The 17,335-nt window shown below is 50.5% G+C and carries 12 protein-coding genes; 5 read left to right on the top strand and 7 right to left on the bottom strand.

What is annotated here, in order from left to right; translation table 11 throughout:
- Positions 1–205: 205 nt before the first annotated feature.
- Both ald and AAC007_RS15660 read right to left on the bottom strand, forming a co-directional pair.
- Positions 206–1,321 (bottom strand): alanine dehydrogenase, encoded by a 1,116-nt coding sequence (gene ald, locus AAC007_RS15655; protein ID WP_339678020.1) that lies wholly within the window; start codon positions 1,319–1,321, stop codon positions 206–208.
- Between the two features lie 67 nt (positions 1,322–1,388).
- A complete protein-coding gene (locus AAC007_RS15660; RefSeq protein ID WP_339678022.1) occupies positions 1,389–2,225 on the bottom strand; it encodes an MBL fold metallo-hydrolase in 837 nt (278 codons plus the stop codon).
- 206 nt (positions 2,226–2,431) lie between these two features.
- Here AAC007_RS15660 and AAC007_RS15665 point away from each other — a divergent pair, with 206 nt between their 5' ends.
- Positions 2,432–3,775, top strand: a complete 1,344-nt coding sequence (locus AAC007_RS15665; RefSeq protein ID WP_339678023.1) for a sterol desaturase family protein — start codon at positions 2,432–2,434, stop codon at positions 3,773–3,775.
- Here AAC007_RS15665 and AAC007_RS15670 read toward each other — a convergent pair.
- Complete coding sequence (locus tag AAC007_RS15670; RefSeq protein WP_339678024.1) at positions 3,711–5,060, bottom strand: MATE family efflux transporter; 1,350 nt, start codon at positions 5,058–5,060, stop codon at positions 3,711–3,713. The two genes, AAC007_RS15665 and AAC007_RS15670, sit on opposite strands and share 65 nt — an antisense overlap.
- A gap of 656 nt (positions 5,061–5,716) precedes the next feature.
- Here AAC007_RS15670 and AAC007_RS15675 point away from each other — a divergent pair.
- Both AAC007_RS15675 and AAC007_RS15680 read left to right on the top strand, forming a co-directional pair.
- Positions 5,717–6,373, top strand: a complete 657-nt coding sequence (locus tag AAC007_RS15675; RefSeq protein WP_339678026.1) for a peroxiredoxin — start codon at positions 5,717–5,719, stop codon at positions 6,371–6,373.
- A gap of 237 nt (positions 6,374–6,610) precedes the next feature.
- The gene (locus AAC007_RS15680; protein WP_269617727.1) at positions 6,611–6,856 is read left to right on the top strand and encodes a hypothetical protein; all 246 of its coding nucleotides are present in this window, start codon (positions 6,611–6,613) and stop codon (positions 6,854–6,856) included.
- 62 nt (positions 6,857–6,918) lie between these two features.
- Here AAC007_RS15680 and fabV read toward each other — a convergent pair whose 3' ends face one another.
- Entirely contained in the window at positions 6,919–8,109 is a 1,191-nt protein-coding gene (gene fabV / locus AAC007_RS15685; protein WP_339678028.1) for an enoyl-ACP reductase FabV, read from the bottom strand.
- Positions 8,110–8,423: 314 nt separating this feature from the next.
- On the opposite strand from fabV, the gene AAC007_RS15690 reads away from it, so the two are divergent.
- Positions 8,424–9,911 (top strand): FAD-dependent oxidoreductase, encoded by a 1,488-nt coding sequence (locus AAC007_RS15690; RefSeq protein ID WP_339678030.1) that lies wholly within the window; start codon positions 8,424–8,426, stop codon positions 9,909–9,911.
- 91 nt (positions 9,912–10,002) lie between these two features.
- Here AAC007_RS15690 and AAC007_RS15695 read toward each other — a convergent pair whose 3' ends face one another.
- Positions 10,003–12,492, bottom strand: a complete 2,490-nt coding sequence (locus tag AAC007_RS15695; RefSeq protein WP_339678032.1) for an esterase-like activity of phytase family protein — start codon at positions 12,490–12,492, stop codon at positions 10,003–10,005.
- Between the two features lie 199 nt (positions 12,493–12,691).
- Positions 12,692–14,404, bottom strand: a complete 1,713-nt coding sequence (locus AAC007_RS15700) for an FAD-binding protein (RefSeq protein WP_296436577.1) — start codon at positions 14,402–14,404, stop codon at positions 12,692–12,694.
- A 215-nt stretch (positions 14,405–14,619) separates the two neighbouring features.
- Between AAC007_RS15700 and AAC007_RS15705 the strand changes: the two genes are divergently transcribed.
- The gene (locus AAC007_RS15705) at positions 14,620–15,330 is read left to right on the top strand and encodes a DNA-3-methyladenine glycosylase I (protein ID WP_339678035.1); all 711 of its coding nucleotides are present in this window, start codon (positions 14,620–14,622) and stop codon (positions 15,328–15,330) included.
- Positions 15,331–15,461: 131 nt separating this feature from the next.
- Here AAC007_RS15705 and AAC007_RS15710 read toward each other — a convergent pair whose 3' ends face one another.
- On the bottom strand, positions 15,462–17,309 hold the full coding sequence (locus AAC007_RS15710; protein WP_339678037.1) for a DmsC/YnfH family molybdoenzyme membrane anchor subunit: 1,848 nt from the start codon (positions 17,307–17,309) through the stop codon (positions 15,462–15,464).
- Between the last annotated feature and the right edge of the window lie 26 nt (positions 17,310–17,335).

The raw sequence follows: 17,335 nt of genomic DNA on the forward strand, positions 1-17,335 counted from the left end.
AGCGTCGGACGTCCGGCGCCTGACGTTTGAAGTACGTGCCGCCCAGTTAGGCGTGTTACAAATTCCAAAGCGACTGGATCCTCAATCGAGTTGAGGATGACGATGGTGGGTCCTTGAGGATGACCGCTTGGCTGTATTAAGGATGACGGCGGTCGGCGTCCTTCAGCGACGCCGACAGAGGATAAAATAAATCGTGCAAAGGTTTCTAAATTATTTTCTGCCAATCAATGGCATCCCGCCCCTGCGCACCGGCAACCGCCGCGCAGGTCAGCTTGCCCTTTGCGATACTTAGCCCCGCCGCCAACCCGGCATTATCCAGAAACGCTTGTTTAATGTTTTGCTCAGCCAATAAATGCACAAAGCGCAACGTCGACTGGCTTAGGGCCTGACTCGCCGTTCTGGCGACCGCACTGGGAATATTGGCGACACAGTAGTGAACAATCCCGTCCAGCAAAAATGTGGGCTCAAGGTGTGTGGTCGGTTTAGTCGTTTCAAAACAGCCACCCTGATCTACCGATACGTCGACTAGCACGGAGCCAGCTGCCAAGGCAGATAAATCAGTTCTGCTTAATAATTTAGGTGCCGCTGCGCCAGGCACTAAGGCCGCGCCGACGACCATATCGACGTCGTTTAATAAGGAGCGCAAATCTAAGTTTGCCGAGTCGCACACCGAAAAACGCGGGTGTTTGAATTGCGCTTCTAAGCTTGTTCGGCGCGCCGCAAAGGGTTCTACCAAGGTGACTTTCGCCCCCATGCCCAAGGCAACGTCGGCGGCGTTACTCCCCACGACGCCACCGCCGAAGATCAAAACATGGCCCGGCTCAAGCCCCGATACACCGCCGAGTAATACCCCAGATCCACCCTGGGCTTTTTCTAAGCAGTGGGCGCCAGCTTGCACACTCAAACGGCCTGCAATTTCGCTCATTGGCTTTAATAGAGGTAGACGCCCCTGTTCATCGGTAATGGTTTCATAGGCAACACAGAGCGCGCCGCTGGCCATTAAGCTTGTGGTTAAGTCCGGCGTTGGCGCGAGATGCAGATAGCAAAACAGACGATGATCGGCTTGCAGCAAGACTACCTCAGACGCCTGCGGCTCTTTGACCTTGACGATGAGTTGGGCGTCTCGATATAGCGACGCCATTGACACCGATAGTTGCGCGCCAGCGGCAAGGTAGTCATCGTCGCTATAACCAGAACCACAGCCAGCGCCTGTTTCTACAAATAGGCTGTGACCCGCAGCCACTAAATCCGCGACCGCATCGGGAGTGAGTCCAACCCGATATTCCTGCGCTTTGATTTCTTTGGGGATACCGATACGCATTTTAATCTTCCGTTGGACTGAGGAGTTTGCGTTTCTAAAAACAGAAAACGCCGTATTTATTTCGTGCTTAGGCCACCAACTCCCACTGCCCATCAGTCTGTCGCGCGCGCGACTCTTTCTCTAATTTAAGCAGATGCGCCCACAGAGACAACTTTGCAATAGGGTGTATCGACGCGTCGACATCTTGATAGGCAACGATCACCAAGTCGTCGAGATCACCTTTTTTAACTTGCTGCAAAGCGGCCCAAATCTTGTTTTCACGAGACTGGCGATGGGCTATTAAGTGTTCTATCTCGGCAGTCGGCGTAGCGATTAAGGTGCCATGCCCCGGTGCGAGATATTGCAAGGGGTAATCAAGTAGCAATCGCAGCGAGGCAATGTAATCTGCCATATCACCGGCCGGAGGAATAATGACCACCGTAGAGCCCTGCATAATATGGTCGCCAGTGAATACTGTGCCGGTGGCTTCGTGCAGAAAACAAAAGTGGTTGCCAACATGGCCCGGCGTGTATATCGCCCTCAGCACACTGCCGTCGACATCAAAACACTCATCGTGACTGACTGAACTGGTGGGCGCAAAACTGAGATCTTGATGACCGTCGTCAGCAATCTCCGCACCAATTACCGGCACCGAAAAATGCGCCTGCAAAGCGGCGGCACCGGGCGAATGATCGGGGTGGGTGTGAGTGGTCACTATGCGCTCTAACTCGCCACCGAGCTGGGCAATGCCCGCTTCGATCGCCGCAATATGCTCGGGCATATCTGGGCCTGGGTCTAACACCGTAATGCGTTTATCGCCCAGCAAATAGGTATTGGTGCCCGGCCCGGTCAAAACACTCGGATTAGGGGCAACAAGGCGATGCACACCAGGTAGTAAAGTTTCTAAAACACCTGCTTCTAACATAGCTAACTCTCTTCACAACATTATTTGCAGAGTAAGAGCGCAGCACGGCAGAAACAAGCCCCGACTCAAAACTTTGCCGCGTTGGCGTTAGTTTGCGGCAGTTCGCAAAACGGGCAACAAGACTCCTCTAATGCTCACCTTTAATGTAATGTGTCATTTAACACTGCAGCCGTGGTGTCGAGTAAGCCCTCTCGCGGACAAAGGCGATGAATAAGTTTTTACATTTTATCTTCGAGTCTGAAGTGCCCGACATTGGCGAGCGCTACCGTAAATTTGCGAGTGGCTTAGTTATATTGTTCATTGTCGGCTATAGCATTGGCTTTTTGCAGCTAATGCATCTGGGCCCCTATCTCGGCCCTGGGCTTGGCGACGATGTGAGCTTTCAACCGCTGATGAATAGCCTGTCTGAATTGCGCTCGCAAGCGCCAGCTATGTGGTATGCATTACTCTCTTTACTGAGTTTTACCGCGCTATTCAGAGTCGTCGCCATGCTCGGCGGCTACTTCTTATTCGAGCGTGAAGAAGGCCAGCCCTACCCCATTAAATGGATCGTGGTGTTTTTTCTGAGCAATACACTCAGCGCCCTCGCGATTCCCCTTGTACTACTCGCCCTGGGCACACTGTTTTTACTGTCTGGTTTGAACTTTGATATTGGTTGGCACTGGATTGAACACAATGTAAACGTCGCCAACCAGTTCGTTATGACGCATGTACCCACACTGGTCGATGCCCCAGCGCCGGTGGCGGTATTTTCCATTGCGGTCATCAGCGGTTTTTTCCACTACTGGTTTCACCGCCTGGGCCACACCCAACGTTTCTTGTGGCTGCTATTTCACCGCCCCCACCACATGACGCCAGCGCTAATTCAGCCTACTACTATGGCGGTATTTACCGCGCTGCCCTTGTTTATCTTTTTAATACTGCCCTACAACCTGTTATTTGGCGCCTGTACCAAACTGTTTAGCAGCGAACCGCTTTACACCGAGGTCATTATTTTTAATTGTCTTATTTTAATTCCGGAAATATTTGGCCACCAAACCGCACTCTACCAAATTGGTCGCCGCAGTCGGCTTATTCGCTGGGCGAGCTTTATCTCTGGCAACGGCGTTTACCACTATATGCACCACTCATCTGAACCTGAGCACTGTGGTCGCAATGGCGCGGTGAATTTAGTGAATATCGGCGGTGGGCCACTCTTTATTTGGGATATTATTTTTGGCACTTACTGCCCGCTGAGCGCCAAAACGCCCCGCGCTGGTTTGAGCGGCCAGCCCGAGCTACATTTGAACCCCTTGCGACTAACCCTTGCAGGCGTGGCGCAGATTGGCAGTGAATTATTAAGCAACCCAAGCTGGCGAGAAAAGTGGCGAATCCTCGTCGGCTCATCTGCGTACACACCACCGGTGAGCACCGACTTTGCCGTTAAACACGAAGGCCGTAAGCATACCCAACCGACACCTACGGTAAATAGCTATCGCTACTCATTTAATGCAGGGGCTGACCCAAGCGCCAACGTAAACGCAGAGCTAATAACAGAGCAGCAGAGCTAAGTCCGGCAAACAACCCCAACCAAAAGCCGCTGGGCCCCATGGCTGGCACGATGAGGTCGGTGGTTGCCAGCACATAGCCTATCGGCAAACCCACCCCCCAGTAGGCAAATAGCGTTAGCAGCATGGGAATGGTGGTGTCTTCAAAGCCACGCAACACCCCATTGGTTGTCACCTGCACCGCGTCAGACACTTGGTATAGCGCTGCGAAAAGCAACAAATAGCTCGCAAGTGCGATGACTTGGGCATTATCAGTATAAATTAAGGGAATCCAATTACGGAAGGCGACGAGCAAAGTCACCATGAGCACGCCAATAACGACAGTAATTTTAAAGGCCACCAAAATAGCGATGCGTAAACCAGGCTCATCCTGGCGTCCACGCGCATGACCCACGCGGGTCGTCGCCGCCAGTGCAAAACTCAGCGGCAACATAAAGACCAGCGACGTAAAATTAAGTGCGAGCTGGTGACCGGCAACAATCACCGCGCCGGATTGGCTAATTAGCAGAGCGATGATACAAAATACGCTCACCTCAAAGAAAATAGTCAAACCTACCGGCAGACCCAACTTTACTAAATAGAACGCCGTTTTAGGCTCCCAGTGCCAGGGAAGGAATGTTAACCGCGCACTGCGATAAGCCCGATGCCGATGCACATATATCACCATCAATATCGCCATAATCCACATCACGATGGCCGTGGCCCAACCGCAACCAACACCGCCCATGGCGGGAATTCCGAATTTGCCGTAGATCAGCACGTAGTTGATGGGAATATTGGCCAATAAACCAATCACACTGATGAGTAAGACAGGCCGAGTGTGGCTCATGGCCTCGGTATAGCTGCGCAGCCCAAGCACTATTGCGATGGCTGGCATTCCCCAGCTCAAGCCAAATAAGTAATCGACCACCATGGGGCGTATCGCGGGGTCGACATCCATCCACCGCAGCAAGGGCTCGGTATTGCAGAGTACCAACACTGACAACAGGCCAATTGTCAGCGCAACGGCTAGCACTTGATGAACGAGAGGATTAATACGTTCGAGCTGGTTGGCACCAACATGACGAGCTAATACCGAGGTAGCGCTCATCAACATACCCGTCATGAACAGAAACACCGGCACCCAAATACTGGCGCCGACGGCAACCGCGGCCAAGTCGAGCGCGGAGACCCTGCCTGCCATAACCGTATCCACAAAACCATTTGCAGATTGCGCGAGTTGACCGCCAAAAATAGGCAGCGCCAATTTTAGCTGGGTTCGCAATTCCTGACGGGCTGTAACAGACATGAATTTACCGATGCAAAAAACCGCCACACTCTAGCCTAGGGCGGCGCATGTCGCAAATAATTCAAAAACTTTACCTCATGTAAATATAGCAAGCTTCGCACGAGCTGGTTTTGTTGATTGGCTAAGTGAAGACTCGCGAACCTAAGTAGAAATCACGGACTTTATATGAGTGACCAACCAGAGCAGCGAACGAGGCGCGTTGACGTATAAATAACCAAAAGGACTGGGATTAAAATACAGGGAATGGATGCATACCTCCGCGCCGACACCAAATCCATGCCGCATGCCAGCGGTGAGTTATTTCAAGTATTCTATTGGAAATCGATCCATACTTAGCCCCATAAACCATGCCATTTTTGACAAAAAATTATGCCACATATGGCAATCGCAATTCACACCGCCTTACCACCCCTCTCAACATTAAAAAATAATCCTTATAAAACAATGCATTAAAAATTTTCCGCAAAACTTTAGACGATGGTGCGGGACTTGCTAATTAAAGAGCACATAGTGACGAGTGAAAACGCGCCACACCTTACTATAGAGATACAAAGTATCGCCTCGGCGGTAAAACTATTTATCAACAACCTTATTTTCCAGAGCAGAATTATTTTTACCCTGCTTATTTTACGAAACGATCTTGGAGGATTACGCTCATGACAATTCGACTTAATGACACCGCACCCAATTTCACGGCGGACTCAACCGCTGGCGAACTTACACTGCACGAATGGATTGGTGACTCTTATGCCATTCTATTTTCCCATCCGAAGGACTTCACTCCGGTTTGCACTACTGAGTTTGGCGCTGTCGCCCAACTCGTCCCTGAATTCGTCAAACGCAACACTAAAGTAATGGGCGTATCTGTAGACACTGTTGAAGAGCATAAAAAATGGAAACGCGATATTGAGGCTTTTTCGGGGGCGCCTGCCGACTTCCCAATAATCGACGACACATCACTGCACGTATCAAAGTTATACAATATGCTTCCGGCCGATGCGTACTTAACCGACGGCCGTACACCCGCTGACAGCGCTACCGTAAGAACCGTTTTCATCATTGGCCCAGACAAAAAAGTCCGCCTCACTATGTCTTACCCCATGTCTGTGGGCCGCAACTTTGCTGAAATTTTGCGCGCTCTAGATGCCATCCAAATTACAGACGGCGCACCCATAGCAACGCCCGCCAACTGGGTAGCAGGGCAAGACGTGATTGTTGGCCTCAGCCTGAGCGATGAGCAAGCGAAAGAGAAGTTTGGCGAGGTTGACATTAAACTACCTTATTTACGCTTTGTATCAGCGTCGAAAAAATAATAAGGTTTTTTACACAAGCCGACCTTGTTTTCTGGAGAAGGCGAAACGCACGAGCTGTAGTACTTGAGCAGCTTGGCCAACGACGCATTGCGCCCATCGGCCAAGCTGTCACCACCAGCTGAGGACTCTCTAATGAGACGCATAGAAAATGAATTAAATAACGGAAAGCGTGTAAACTCTACACCTATGTAGACCTATACAGCCGCATGCACTCTATTGACTAAAGGTACAAATTTAATGTCTGTATTAAATTCAGAAAAAGTAAGCAAAGAGAAAAAATCGCTGAGCCTTATTGAAACATTAGTGCAATCCTTATCATTGCTCTTCGCCTTACAAAACAAAGAAGGCCGCAAAAAAATGATGGATTTAGCCGAAAAGAACCCCCTTTCCATTGTCATTTCTGGCGTGCTAGCCATGTCAATATTCTTTACCATCTGTTTTTTAAGCTCTCAAATCGTTCTTCATATTGTGATGAACAAATAATCCAGATATAAAAAAAGGAAGCCTGCGCTTCCTTTTAATGCGTTCATCTATCAACCTGACGACTAAGCCATATTTTTTATTTCTACCACTGGATCAACATCGGCGTCGTAATCTACACCGTCAATCTCAAACCCAAACAAACGCAGGAATTCACGCTTGTAGCCGGCAAAATCCGTGGTGGCCAGCAGGTTCTCGGTGGTTACGTCATCCCACATTTGCGCAACAGCGGCTTGAATTTCAGGGCGCATTTCAAGCCCGTCTGCGCGCAAGCGGCCTTCTTCATCTTTGATCGGCGCGTCACCGTAGAGGCTATTCTTGAATAAGCCGTATACCTGTTCAATACAGCCTTCGTGGCTGCCGTCTGCCTTCATCGCTTTGAACAACAAGGCCAAATAAAGCGGCATAACCGGAATGGCCGAGCTGGCCTGGGTCACCACTGCTTTTAATACTGAAACGCGAGCATCACCGCCGGTGCGGGCCAGCTTTTCACGGATATTAATCACGCGCTTATCCAGATCTTTTTTGGCCGCGCCAATCGTGCCGTGCCAATAAATATCCCAGGTTAGCTTGTCACCAAGGTAGGTATAGGCCGTGGTTTTAGCGCCATCAGCCAATACGCCAGCCTCGTCCAGGGCATCTATCCACATCTGCCAGTCTTCGCCACCCATTACGGCCACGGTGTTGTTAATCTCGTCTTGGTTAGCAGCAACCAAGGTAAAGTTTTCGATAGTTTCTTTATCGGTGTTTACGCCGCGCTGAGTCACGTCTTTACCGATGGGCTTGAGGGTTGAGTTAAACACTTCCCCGGTTTTAGGATGCTGACGACGTGGCGACGCCAAGCTGTATACCACTAAATCTACCTGACCAAGATCGGCTTTAATCTCGGCAATGGTCTTTTCTTTGATCGCATCAGAAAACGCGTCGCCATTAATGCTCTTGGCGTAAATCCCCTCTGCCTCTGCAAATTTGTGGAATGCCGCAGAGTTATACCAGCCCGCTGTTCCGGGTTTCTTCTCAGTACCTTCCTTCTCAAAGAAAATACCCAAGGTTGAGGCGCCAGCACCAAAGGCCGCACTGATACGCGAAGCCAAACCGTAACCGGTGGAGGCACCGATCACCAGTACCCGCTTGGGACCATTTGGAATCGGGCCCTGGGCTTTAACGTAGTCAATTTGTTGACCGACATTGGCCTCACAACCAACGGGATGGGTTGTGACACACATAAATCCGCGCACACGAGGCTTGATGATCATAGGGAATCCCTGCTCCGATTAAATTACGAGTATTTTAAAGACAGGCATTATAACCACCCTAGCCTGTTGGCACTAATACTCAGCGTCAACATTCCTTTCATCTAATATAGGTATCTCGCTACAGCGCCGAATACAACATAATCCATTTAACGGATGCTATGCCGCTGTGTATTAAAATAAGATTAGCCACAATACGGTCTATAACCATAAATATAACCGCAAACTAGCAATAGCCCTCCCTTTAACGCTGCCTGCAATGCAACACACAGGCTTTGTGCTAATGCTGAAATACTGTCTATTTACTAGGGTTCACCATGAGTCAAACCAATAAAACCATCGCGACCGCACCGCGTAACAGCAAATCCATCAGCCACTGGGACATCGACACCGATGTGGCCATCATCGGATTTGGTGGCGCCGGCGCCTCTGCCGCCATCGAAGCAGCCGATGCGGGCAGCAAGGTTTGTATTTTTGAACTGGCCAGCGCCAGCGGTGGCTCTACCGCGCTTTCAAGTGCAGAGATCTATATGGGCGGCAACGGCGGCACGCCGGTGCAAAAAGCCTGCGGCTACCACGACGACACCGAGAACATGGTGAATTACCTGAAAGCCTGTTTTGGCAATCAGGCCGATGACGAAAAAATTCGCCACTACTGCGAAAACAGCATCGGCCACTATAACTGGCTGACGGGACATGGCGTGCCCTTTAAGTTAAGCGAGTTAAAAGAGCGCGCTATCATGGCACTCACCGACGACTGCTTACTGTTCACCGGCAATGAAAAGGCCTACCCCTTTACCGAACACGCCACCCCCGTTCCCCGTGGTCACAATTTAGAAGTAGAGGGTGACAACGGCGGCCCGCTACTCATGAAAATTCTGACCGAGGCGGTCACTGCCCGCGCGGTCGACGTGCATTACGACAGCCGCGCACTCACGCTTATCGTCAATGACGACGGCGACGTTGAAGGTGTGGTTGTCAGAATTGATCAACAGGAAAAAACGGTTCGCGCGCGCAAAGGCGTTATTTTGTGCGCTGGCGGTTTCTGCATGAATGAAGACATGGTTAAGAAATACGCGCCGACTTTTGACTGCGGACTGATACCCATTGGCAATCCAGGTGACACTGGCAGCGGCATTCTCATGGGCTTGGGTGTCGGTGCGGGCACCAGTAATATGCATGAATGCTTTGTCAGCCTGCCCTATTATCCACCGGCCTCGCTGACCTACGGCATTCTGGTAAACGACAAAGCCCAGCGCTTCATCAACGAAGATTGCTACCACGGCCGAGTTGGCTACAACGCCCTTATTGCCCAGCGCAATTCGTCGCGCATTTACTTTATTACCGACGTAGAGGGCTATGGCGACTACGAAAAAATGAGCTACCTGGGCGCCACTGTTGCCGGCACCGGTGACAGTATTGCCGAACTAGAACAAGAATTAGACTTACCCGAATCCAGTTTGCAACACACCGTCAACACTTATAACCAGCACGCTGAAACTGGCACTGACCCCTACTTTCATAAACACGAAGCCTGGCTCAGACCGATCAAGCCACCTTATGTCGCGCTGGATTGCACACTAGGTCGCGGGCCATTTTACCCCTTCTTTACCCTGGGCGGCTTAGACACGCTTCCAACGGGTGAGGTACTTACCCCTGAGCGCAATGTGATAAAAGGCCTATTTGCTGCCGGCCGCACGACCGCAGGTATTCCGCGTACAGCTGCGGGCTACGCCAGTGGCATGTCCGTTGGGGATGTAACCTACTTTGGTCGCATGGCGGGCAAAGCCGCTGCGCTTTCCTGAGTGAATACTATTCGCTACTTTTAAAAATTATTATTTTTATAATAAAAAAAACCCGCGCATGCGCGGGCTTTTTTTGCAAGCACGATAACGATTACAGTATGTCACCTAAATTTAGCAGCTGAGTTTCACCATTGCTGTCGTCAACGCCATCATTATCGTTGACCATCAGCACATCGCCATTTTTCAGCAAGGCAATACCTTCAATTTTCTCCGTAACCAGTCCACCTGTTGCCAACATATCTGGCAGCACGTCTCGCACCAGGGTTTTCGTCACGGTCGCACCATCGGCCAAGCCAGTTGTATCAAACTTATACAAACGTTTGATTGCTGCATCTGGGCCGCCTTGATTATCACGCTCAATAACCAAAAACTCGCCGTTGCCAATTGAGGTGATTTCAGACAAGCCTACCCAGCCACCGTTTTGCGATTCTGGCGCATCTAGCACGTAAAACAGGAATGACCACGTTGCGTTTGCAATATCGTAAATACCGACGCGAACATTGGCTTCACCCTGCCACGCGCGCTGGAAGGCGACATAGAGTTTACCTTGGTATTCAGCAACACCCTCAAAGCCATTGTTGCGCTGCAAGTCATTCACTGACTGTGGCAACGTCACTGCATGCGTCACAACGCCGTTTGCATCAGCCTTTACCAACACGTTCATGCTGGCTACAGGGCCATCAACCACGTGACCAGAACCTTCAGAGGCAATCCAGAAGCTGCCATCGGCAAGCTTAGCAATACCTTCAGGGTCTATATTCACAGTGTTGTCGGCATTGACAGCATCTGCTTCTAACACACCCGCAGGTAGCGCCGCGAGAATACCATTGCCATCAGTGATGCGTGTTTCTTTGGTAACAATCGCCGGCTTCTCACTTACGTCCAAGGTGAAGATACGATTCTTTTTATAGTAGCTATCGTCAACCGCGTAAATAAGATTGCTATTGCTTGGGTCGGCGGATAAACCTGACAAGCCGCTCCACGGAATTGGCGAACCGTCTAAACGATCATTTGAAATCACCGTTGGATATGCCGCCGACGCAAAGCCATACTGATAAATATTCAATGACGAACGCATAACATCGTCACGATTATCTTCTTCGCTCGCCACCACCAATAAATTGCGTGACGGAATCGCTAAGGCACCTTCCGGTCCGACGGCGGCAGGCAGTAACTGTTTAAACACTGGTTTAGTAAAATCCGCCACATCGTAAACAAACACCACGCTCGAGCGCTCAGAGTTTACAAATAAATAGCGCTCACTACCGAACACAGCAAACTCTGCGTTTTCTGGCTCGTTACCTTTGTTTTCTGAACGAGATTCGGGATAGTGGCCATAGCGCACGGTTAGCTGATCAAGGGTGTTGCCGGCGTCATAAATGACATCTCCGGCGGTATTAAACACGGTAAAACCACGACTACCGCCGTCTAAGTCACCTTCATTGGCAGTCACAAAGTACTCAGTGGACAACCAGCTAAGCCCATCCGGTTCGCGCAACACGCCATCCAGCGATTCGCTTTGATCGATCAGGTCATCTTCGTTTGCATCAACACCAACAAGATCAACAGTGCCGGCGCTGAAGTGATTTACGATGCTACCGTCAGCCAAATTCACGAGCACAATATGATTATTTTCTTGTAGCGAAATCGCCGCGATATTGTCTGAATTGATATCGACAAATTCAGGCTCTGGATCCGCTGGGTATAAGTCAGCCAAACCGGTCAATGCAACGGTCTGCGTCGTCCATGCCGCAGGTTCACCGGTCAAATTAACTATCACGATATAACCTGCAGGCAGCTGCGGTGGTACACCGTCGCCGAGATCTTCGTCACGCTCATTTTCGATAACGACAACGGCATAGTTTCCATCTGGGCTGACCGCAACTGAGTCTGGCTGACCGCCAACATCGATACTGCGAATAGTGCTACGGCTTGCAATATCAATGACATCTAAAGAACCAGACACATTGATAAAGTCTTGTGCGGTATTTACACCAACCAAGGCATAACCGTCTTTTACGGCAACCGATGTTGGCTCGCCGACAAGGCCCAAAACGCCTAACACAGAAGGTTTAGATGGGTCCGCAATATCGACAAAACCAATACGCTCTGCGGGGCTATCGGTGTAGATTAAAGTCATGCCATCGGTACTGGCTGCCACAATTTCAGCTGCAGTGGTGTCATCAGAGTCGCAGCTGGTATCGTCTTGCAAACACACTGGGATGGCCGCAATACGATTAAAGTTTTTAGCCTCATTCAATACTGTTGGTGCGCAAATATAAGAGGTGTCGGTCACTTCGCTGTCAGACAGGCTATCGTCCGCATTGCTGTCGCGGCCTGACTCAACCATAACACCGCCACTGAAGCAGTGCTCATTGCCAAGGTGAAGATTAGTTTGCCGAATTAAACTGTTTAAGCCATTGCTGCCATCCGCCCCACTACTGCCGGGACTGCCATTATTTCCCGCAACGCCATCCTGACCGTTAACACCATCACGCCCATCATCGCCCCCACAGGCAACGAGAAATAAAGGGGTAGCGAGCGCAATGCCCCACGCCAAAGCTGTCTTTTTAAATTGCATCTTTCCTCCAAGAATGACATGCGAAATATTAATTGCACGAGATTACCGAGGGATTGCGACAAAATGCTGACACTTATATGACAGAACGGTGGAGTTTATATGACAACAAATTTTAGGTGGGATGTATTAAGGAAAAAATAAAATAGATAACCTGATAAACGCAAACTCTGGCGCGCTTTTGCGCCAGAGTTGCGATGTTTTAATCTTGGTAAGCACTAATGTGTTTAGCCGCTTGATAGGCAAAGGTCATTGCCGGCCCCAAGGTGGCGCCGGGACCAGGATAAGTCGGTAAAACCGCCGCGCTGCAATTACCCACCGCATACAAACCGGCGATCGGATTGCCATCTTCTTTCAGCACTTGCGCATTGGTATTCGTCGCTAAACCACCCTGGGTACCAAAGTCCCCCGCCTCTAAACGCATTGCATAAAAGGGGGCTTCATCAATTGCACCAAGGCACGGGTTCGGTTCAAAACGCGGGTCACCGTAGTAGCGATCATAAGCAGAATCACCGCGCTGAAAATCTTCGTCCTTACCGGTTTTTGCGTAGGCGTTCATTTTGCTTACGGTGCGCTCTAGGTTCTCTGCATCTATTCCTAGCTGCTCGGCCAACTCACGAATGGTTGCCGCCTTACCCACTAACTTTGTCTCAAACCACTCTTTCGGTATGGTCCAGTCCGGCTTCAAGGACGCCGTCATCAATGGCCCCACGATATAGTCTCGACGAAAACGCGCATCGAAAACTTGATACATGGGGGAGCAAGGCGATGCCTCACTGTGCTGCTTATAAAGATCTTTTTGAAATGCCATATAGTTTTGCGATTCATTGGCGAAACGCTCGCCACGCAAGTTGACAATACAAGACCCCGGATACGATTTTTCCATCACACTTAAGCGCGGTGCTGGCTCACCCGGTACTGACACAGTTGTACACCACCACGCTCCGTCCATAAGCCGCGTTGCAGCGCCCAGCGCAATACCTTGCTGTATCGCGTCGCCAGTATTACCTTCGACTCCGCCGCTCCAATCGGTGCTGGTGGGAGCCGGTAAATACTGCTCACGCATTTGCTGATTGCGTTCAAAGCCACCGGCCGCCAGCACAACACCTTTGCGCGCCTGCACACGAAGGGGCTTACCATTACGGATGACAAGGGCTCCAACTACTTTGCCGTCCTCGGTAATTAATTCCTGCATCGGCGAACTCGCCCATATCGGCACATTGCGTTTTTTTAGCGAATACCAAAGCCGCGCCACACCCGCCGCGCCAGTACAGATTTGGCGGCTAAGGCCGTTGCCGCGAAACCACCATCCCAAATCAAACGCCCAGCGAGCAATGAGCTGCATGGTCAATTTGATCCAGCCAGGGCCCTGGAGCACTAATAGTGCGGCCTCTACCTGGGTGAAATAAATTTTGCTAAACATCCGCATCATATGGTGGCTTGGACGCAGGCGTTTAACGTCGTCACCCAGTAGCGACGAATCAAAACGCTCGGGTTCCATTGAGCGGTGACCAGTGCGCGAGCCATCTACATTGGTGTAATAATCCGGGTAATGCTCCAGGGTTTCATAGCGCACATCGCTGCGCTCATGCAGAAAATTAATCATTTTGGGGCCATTGATTAAATACGCATCCACCATTTCTTCTGGCACCGCGCCAGCTGGGGTTGTGCTGAGCAAATACTGCTTGGCGTCAGCTACGCTATCCTGTGCACCCGCCGCCTTCGCATAACGGTTATTCGGGATCCAAACTCCGCCCCCGGAAGTGGCACTGGTACCACCGATTTTGTCGGATTTTTCCACCACAAGTACGTCGGTTACGCCCATTTCGTAACAGCTTAGTGCGGCGGTCATTGCGCCATTGCCGCTGCCCACCACGAGCACATCTACGCTTTGATCCCACTTTACTTCAGTCATTATTTTTGTTCCCACTACCTTGATTGGCCTTGATAGGCTCGAACCGCGGCAAAAACCAACGGCCGTAAACTCTCGTAATATACGCTTTAACGATAGATCATGATAAACCGCTTGCTATATAAGCCCTATCATCCGTCTGTATTAGCTCTATACAATGAAATATATTCACCACTTACCGAATCAAAGACGTCACCAACACAATATGGCCAGTAACTATGACCCGCTCTAAAGCCAAATCGGCCCTTGCCCCATCGCTTTATCAGCGCTATTTGGAGCGAGCGATTATTCAGCACGGCTCCATCGCTGCTGTGGAAGAAAGGCTTCCCCAAGCTCTGAGCCACAAAGCGCTAACCGCGATTAAAGACGACCGCTACTTGGCTGAAATGACCGCCTGCGTGTTTCGTGCCGGCTTTGTGTGGCGGATAATCCAACTCAAATGGGATGGATTTGAAACCGTATTCAATCATTTCCTGCCCATTTGGGTCGCCTCGCGCTCGCCGGAAGAGATTGAAGACATGGCGAGCGACACTCGCATTGTGCGCAATTTGACCAAGGTGAAATCAGCACAAGAAAACGCCCTGTTCGTTCTGGATATCCAACGGGAATTTGGTTCTTTCGGGCGCTTTCTCGCCGACTGGCCAGAGGACAATATTGTCGGCCTGTGGTCCTACCTTAAAAAGCACGGCAATCGCCTCGGCGGCAATTCAGGGCAGTATTTTTTACGATTTATGGGCAAGGATACCTTTGTCCTCAGCAGAGATGTTTGCACCGCATTATGTGCTGAAGGTATCGTCGACAAAACCCAGATTAGCAGTCAGCGCGACCTGGCCGCAGTGCAAAAAGCGTTTAATGATATGCGTGCAGAAAGCGGCCGCTCTCTGTGTGAACTCAGTATGATTTTAGCGCTGTCGATTGGGCCGGCCTAACTTACAGCGTGCTTTTTGAAAAAGATCAAGCAGCCAATGGGTAGGCGTTTGACGATCTGCATAAATCGCTGATTATGCTGTCGACGGCGATGCATGATGCTCGCCGCCGACATAGATCCCAAACTAGGCTTTTAGTGACCGTGAGCAACCACACCTACCTGCGGCATATTGGCCAGACCAATATCTCTAGCGTGCTCTTCAAAATCTTTATTTTTCCAGAAGAATGCACCTGGCATAGTCGTTGGAATAACCAATACATAAAATAGCGCACGACCAATAATTGCCGTCACCGCCGCCCCCAAACAAACCAGCGAAGCAGCAGCCAAGGTCAGCACACTGGGGGCCAAAGTCAGCAGCAGTAACGCCACGCTGGCATTCGCCAACAAGACGATATTGCGCAGCACATAGCTTTTACCAAATACGGTGCACTGAATGTAATGGGATACGCTGCCTTCATTATTTGCCGCATCCATCGCGACCGCATGACGCCACAACCCAAAGGCTTCGAGTCCACAGCCGATGACAACACAAGCAAGCGCCAAGGAAAAAATCTGGGTGACATTGCCACCGAGCAGAATGAACGTCGGCACGCCAATTAAACCGACAAGCACACTCCCCAAAGTTAAGGCTGTGCCAAAAAAAGACGTTGCTGTTTGCCAGTGATTCCAAAACGGCCGCGCCGGTATACGATAACAGCGATACATATAATATAGCCCCACCGCTCCAGCGATAAGCGCCAAGTAACCGCTCACTGTCGCAAACATATCGAAACGTCCCCACTCACCTAACAGCTCAATAAATACCGCGTTAGCTGGTAGCATCGCCAATAAATGTAGGCCGGCGAAAACCATATAGAGCAGCATGCCTAAGCCTTCTCGGCATACCGGCGAGTGACGCAGATTATTAAAGCCGCGATAGAAGCGCCAAGGTTTACCCAAATGGGTTGCCGACATGAGCATGCCGAGACCAGCGAGGCCGACCGTGACGGCCATTAGCGGAACGTACACAACAGATTCACGCAGTGCCACTAAGCTATCAATACCAAACTGGGCTCCTAAAAACGCAATCAGGAAAGCACCCAGCGACGTCTGGCTAACCAAGGTAAATATAACGAGAGGATTTTCACGCGAGCTCAATTTCGCAAAGCTCCACTTCCGCTCCACCCCTTTTTTCTGGTCAACCACCGGCCGATACTGGCCGTCGTCGCCCTTGTGGTATTTGACTGACATACCGTCGGTGCGCGTGACCTCATCCGGCATATTTTTAATTTGCTGAAAGCGAATATTAGGATGGGTAATTTCGGGATCAGGGAAACCTGGAATGCTGGTTTTACCTTGCTCGCGATTTTCCGGCAAATCATCAACCACACCAAAATTCAGGGCATTCCCCAAACAGGCCGATACACAGGCCGGCTTTAAATTCACTTCGAGGCGGTCAACACACATATTGCACTTGGAAACCTGACCTTTAATGGGGTCGAGCTGCGGCGCATTGTAGGGACAAACCCAGGTGCAATAGCCACAACCAAAACAGGTTTCTGGATCTTGTAATACCGCACCGTACTCTACGTGCTTGGTGTAAGCGCGGGTTGGGCAACCTTTTAAGCAGACTGGGTCATCGCAATGGTTGCACGCCATTGAGATATTCATGCGTTTAAAATCTGGGTAAGTGCCGCCTTCCACATAGCCAACAGAGCGGAAACTTATATGGGCAGGGTTGTCGTTTTTTTCACTGCAGGCAGCCTCGCAAGCATGACAGCCTATGCAATTGTCGGCGGTAAAATGAAACGCGTGTTGCTTATTCCGATTAGGATTAGCACCCACGCCAGGCTCTTCATTGATGAACATTTCCCGGCCAGCCGGCAGCGCACCGCCAGTGCGGGCAATCAAATCAATTGGCGCCTCGTAATAATTTACTTCTGGCGCGGTCGACTCTTTGAGAAATGCATATCCCGGTTCGTCGTCTCTTACTTTCCACATAATTACTGCCCTTGATCGGGTTGCTG

Origin of the sequence: uncultured Zhongshania sp. (genome assembly GCF_963975605.1) — a bacterium.
Classification (GTDB): Bacteria; Pseudomonadota; Gammaproteobacteria; order Pseudomonadales; family Spongiibacteraceae; genus Spongiibacter; species Spongiibacter aquimaris.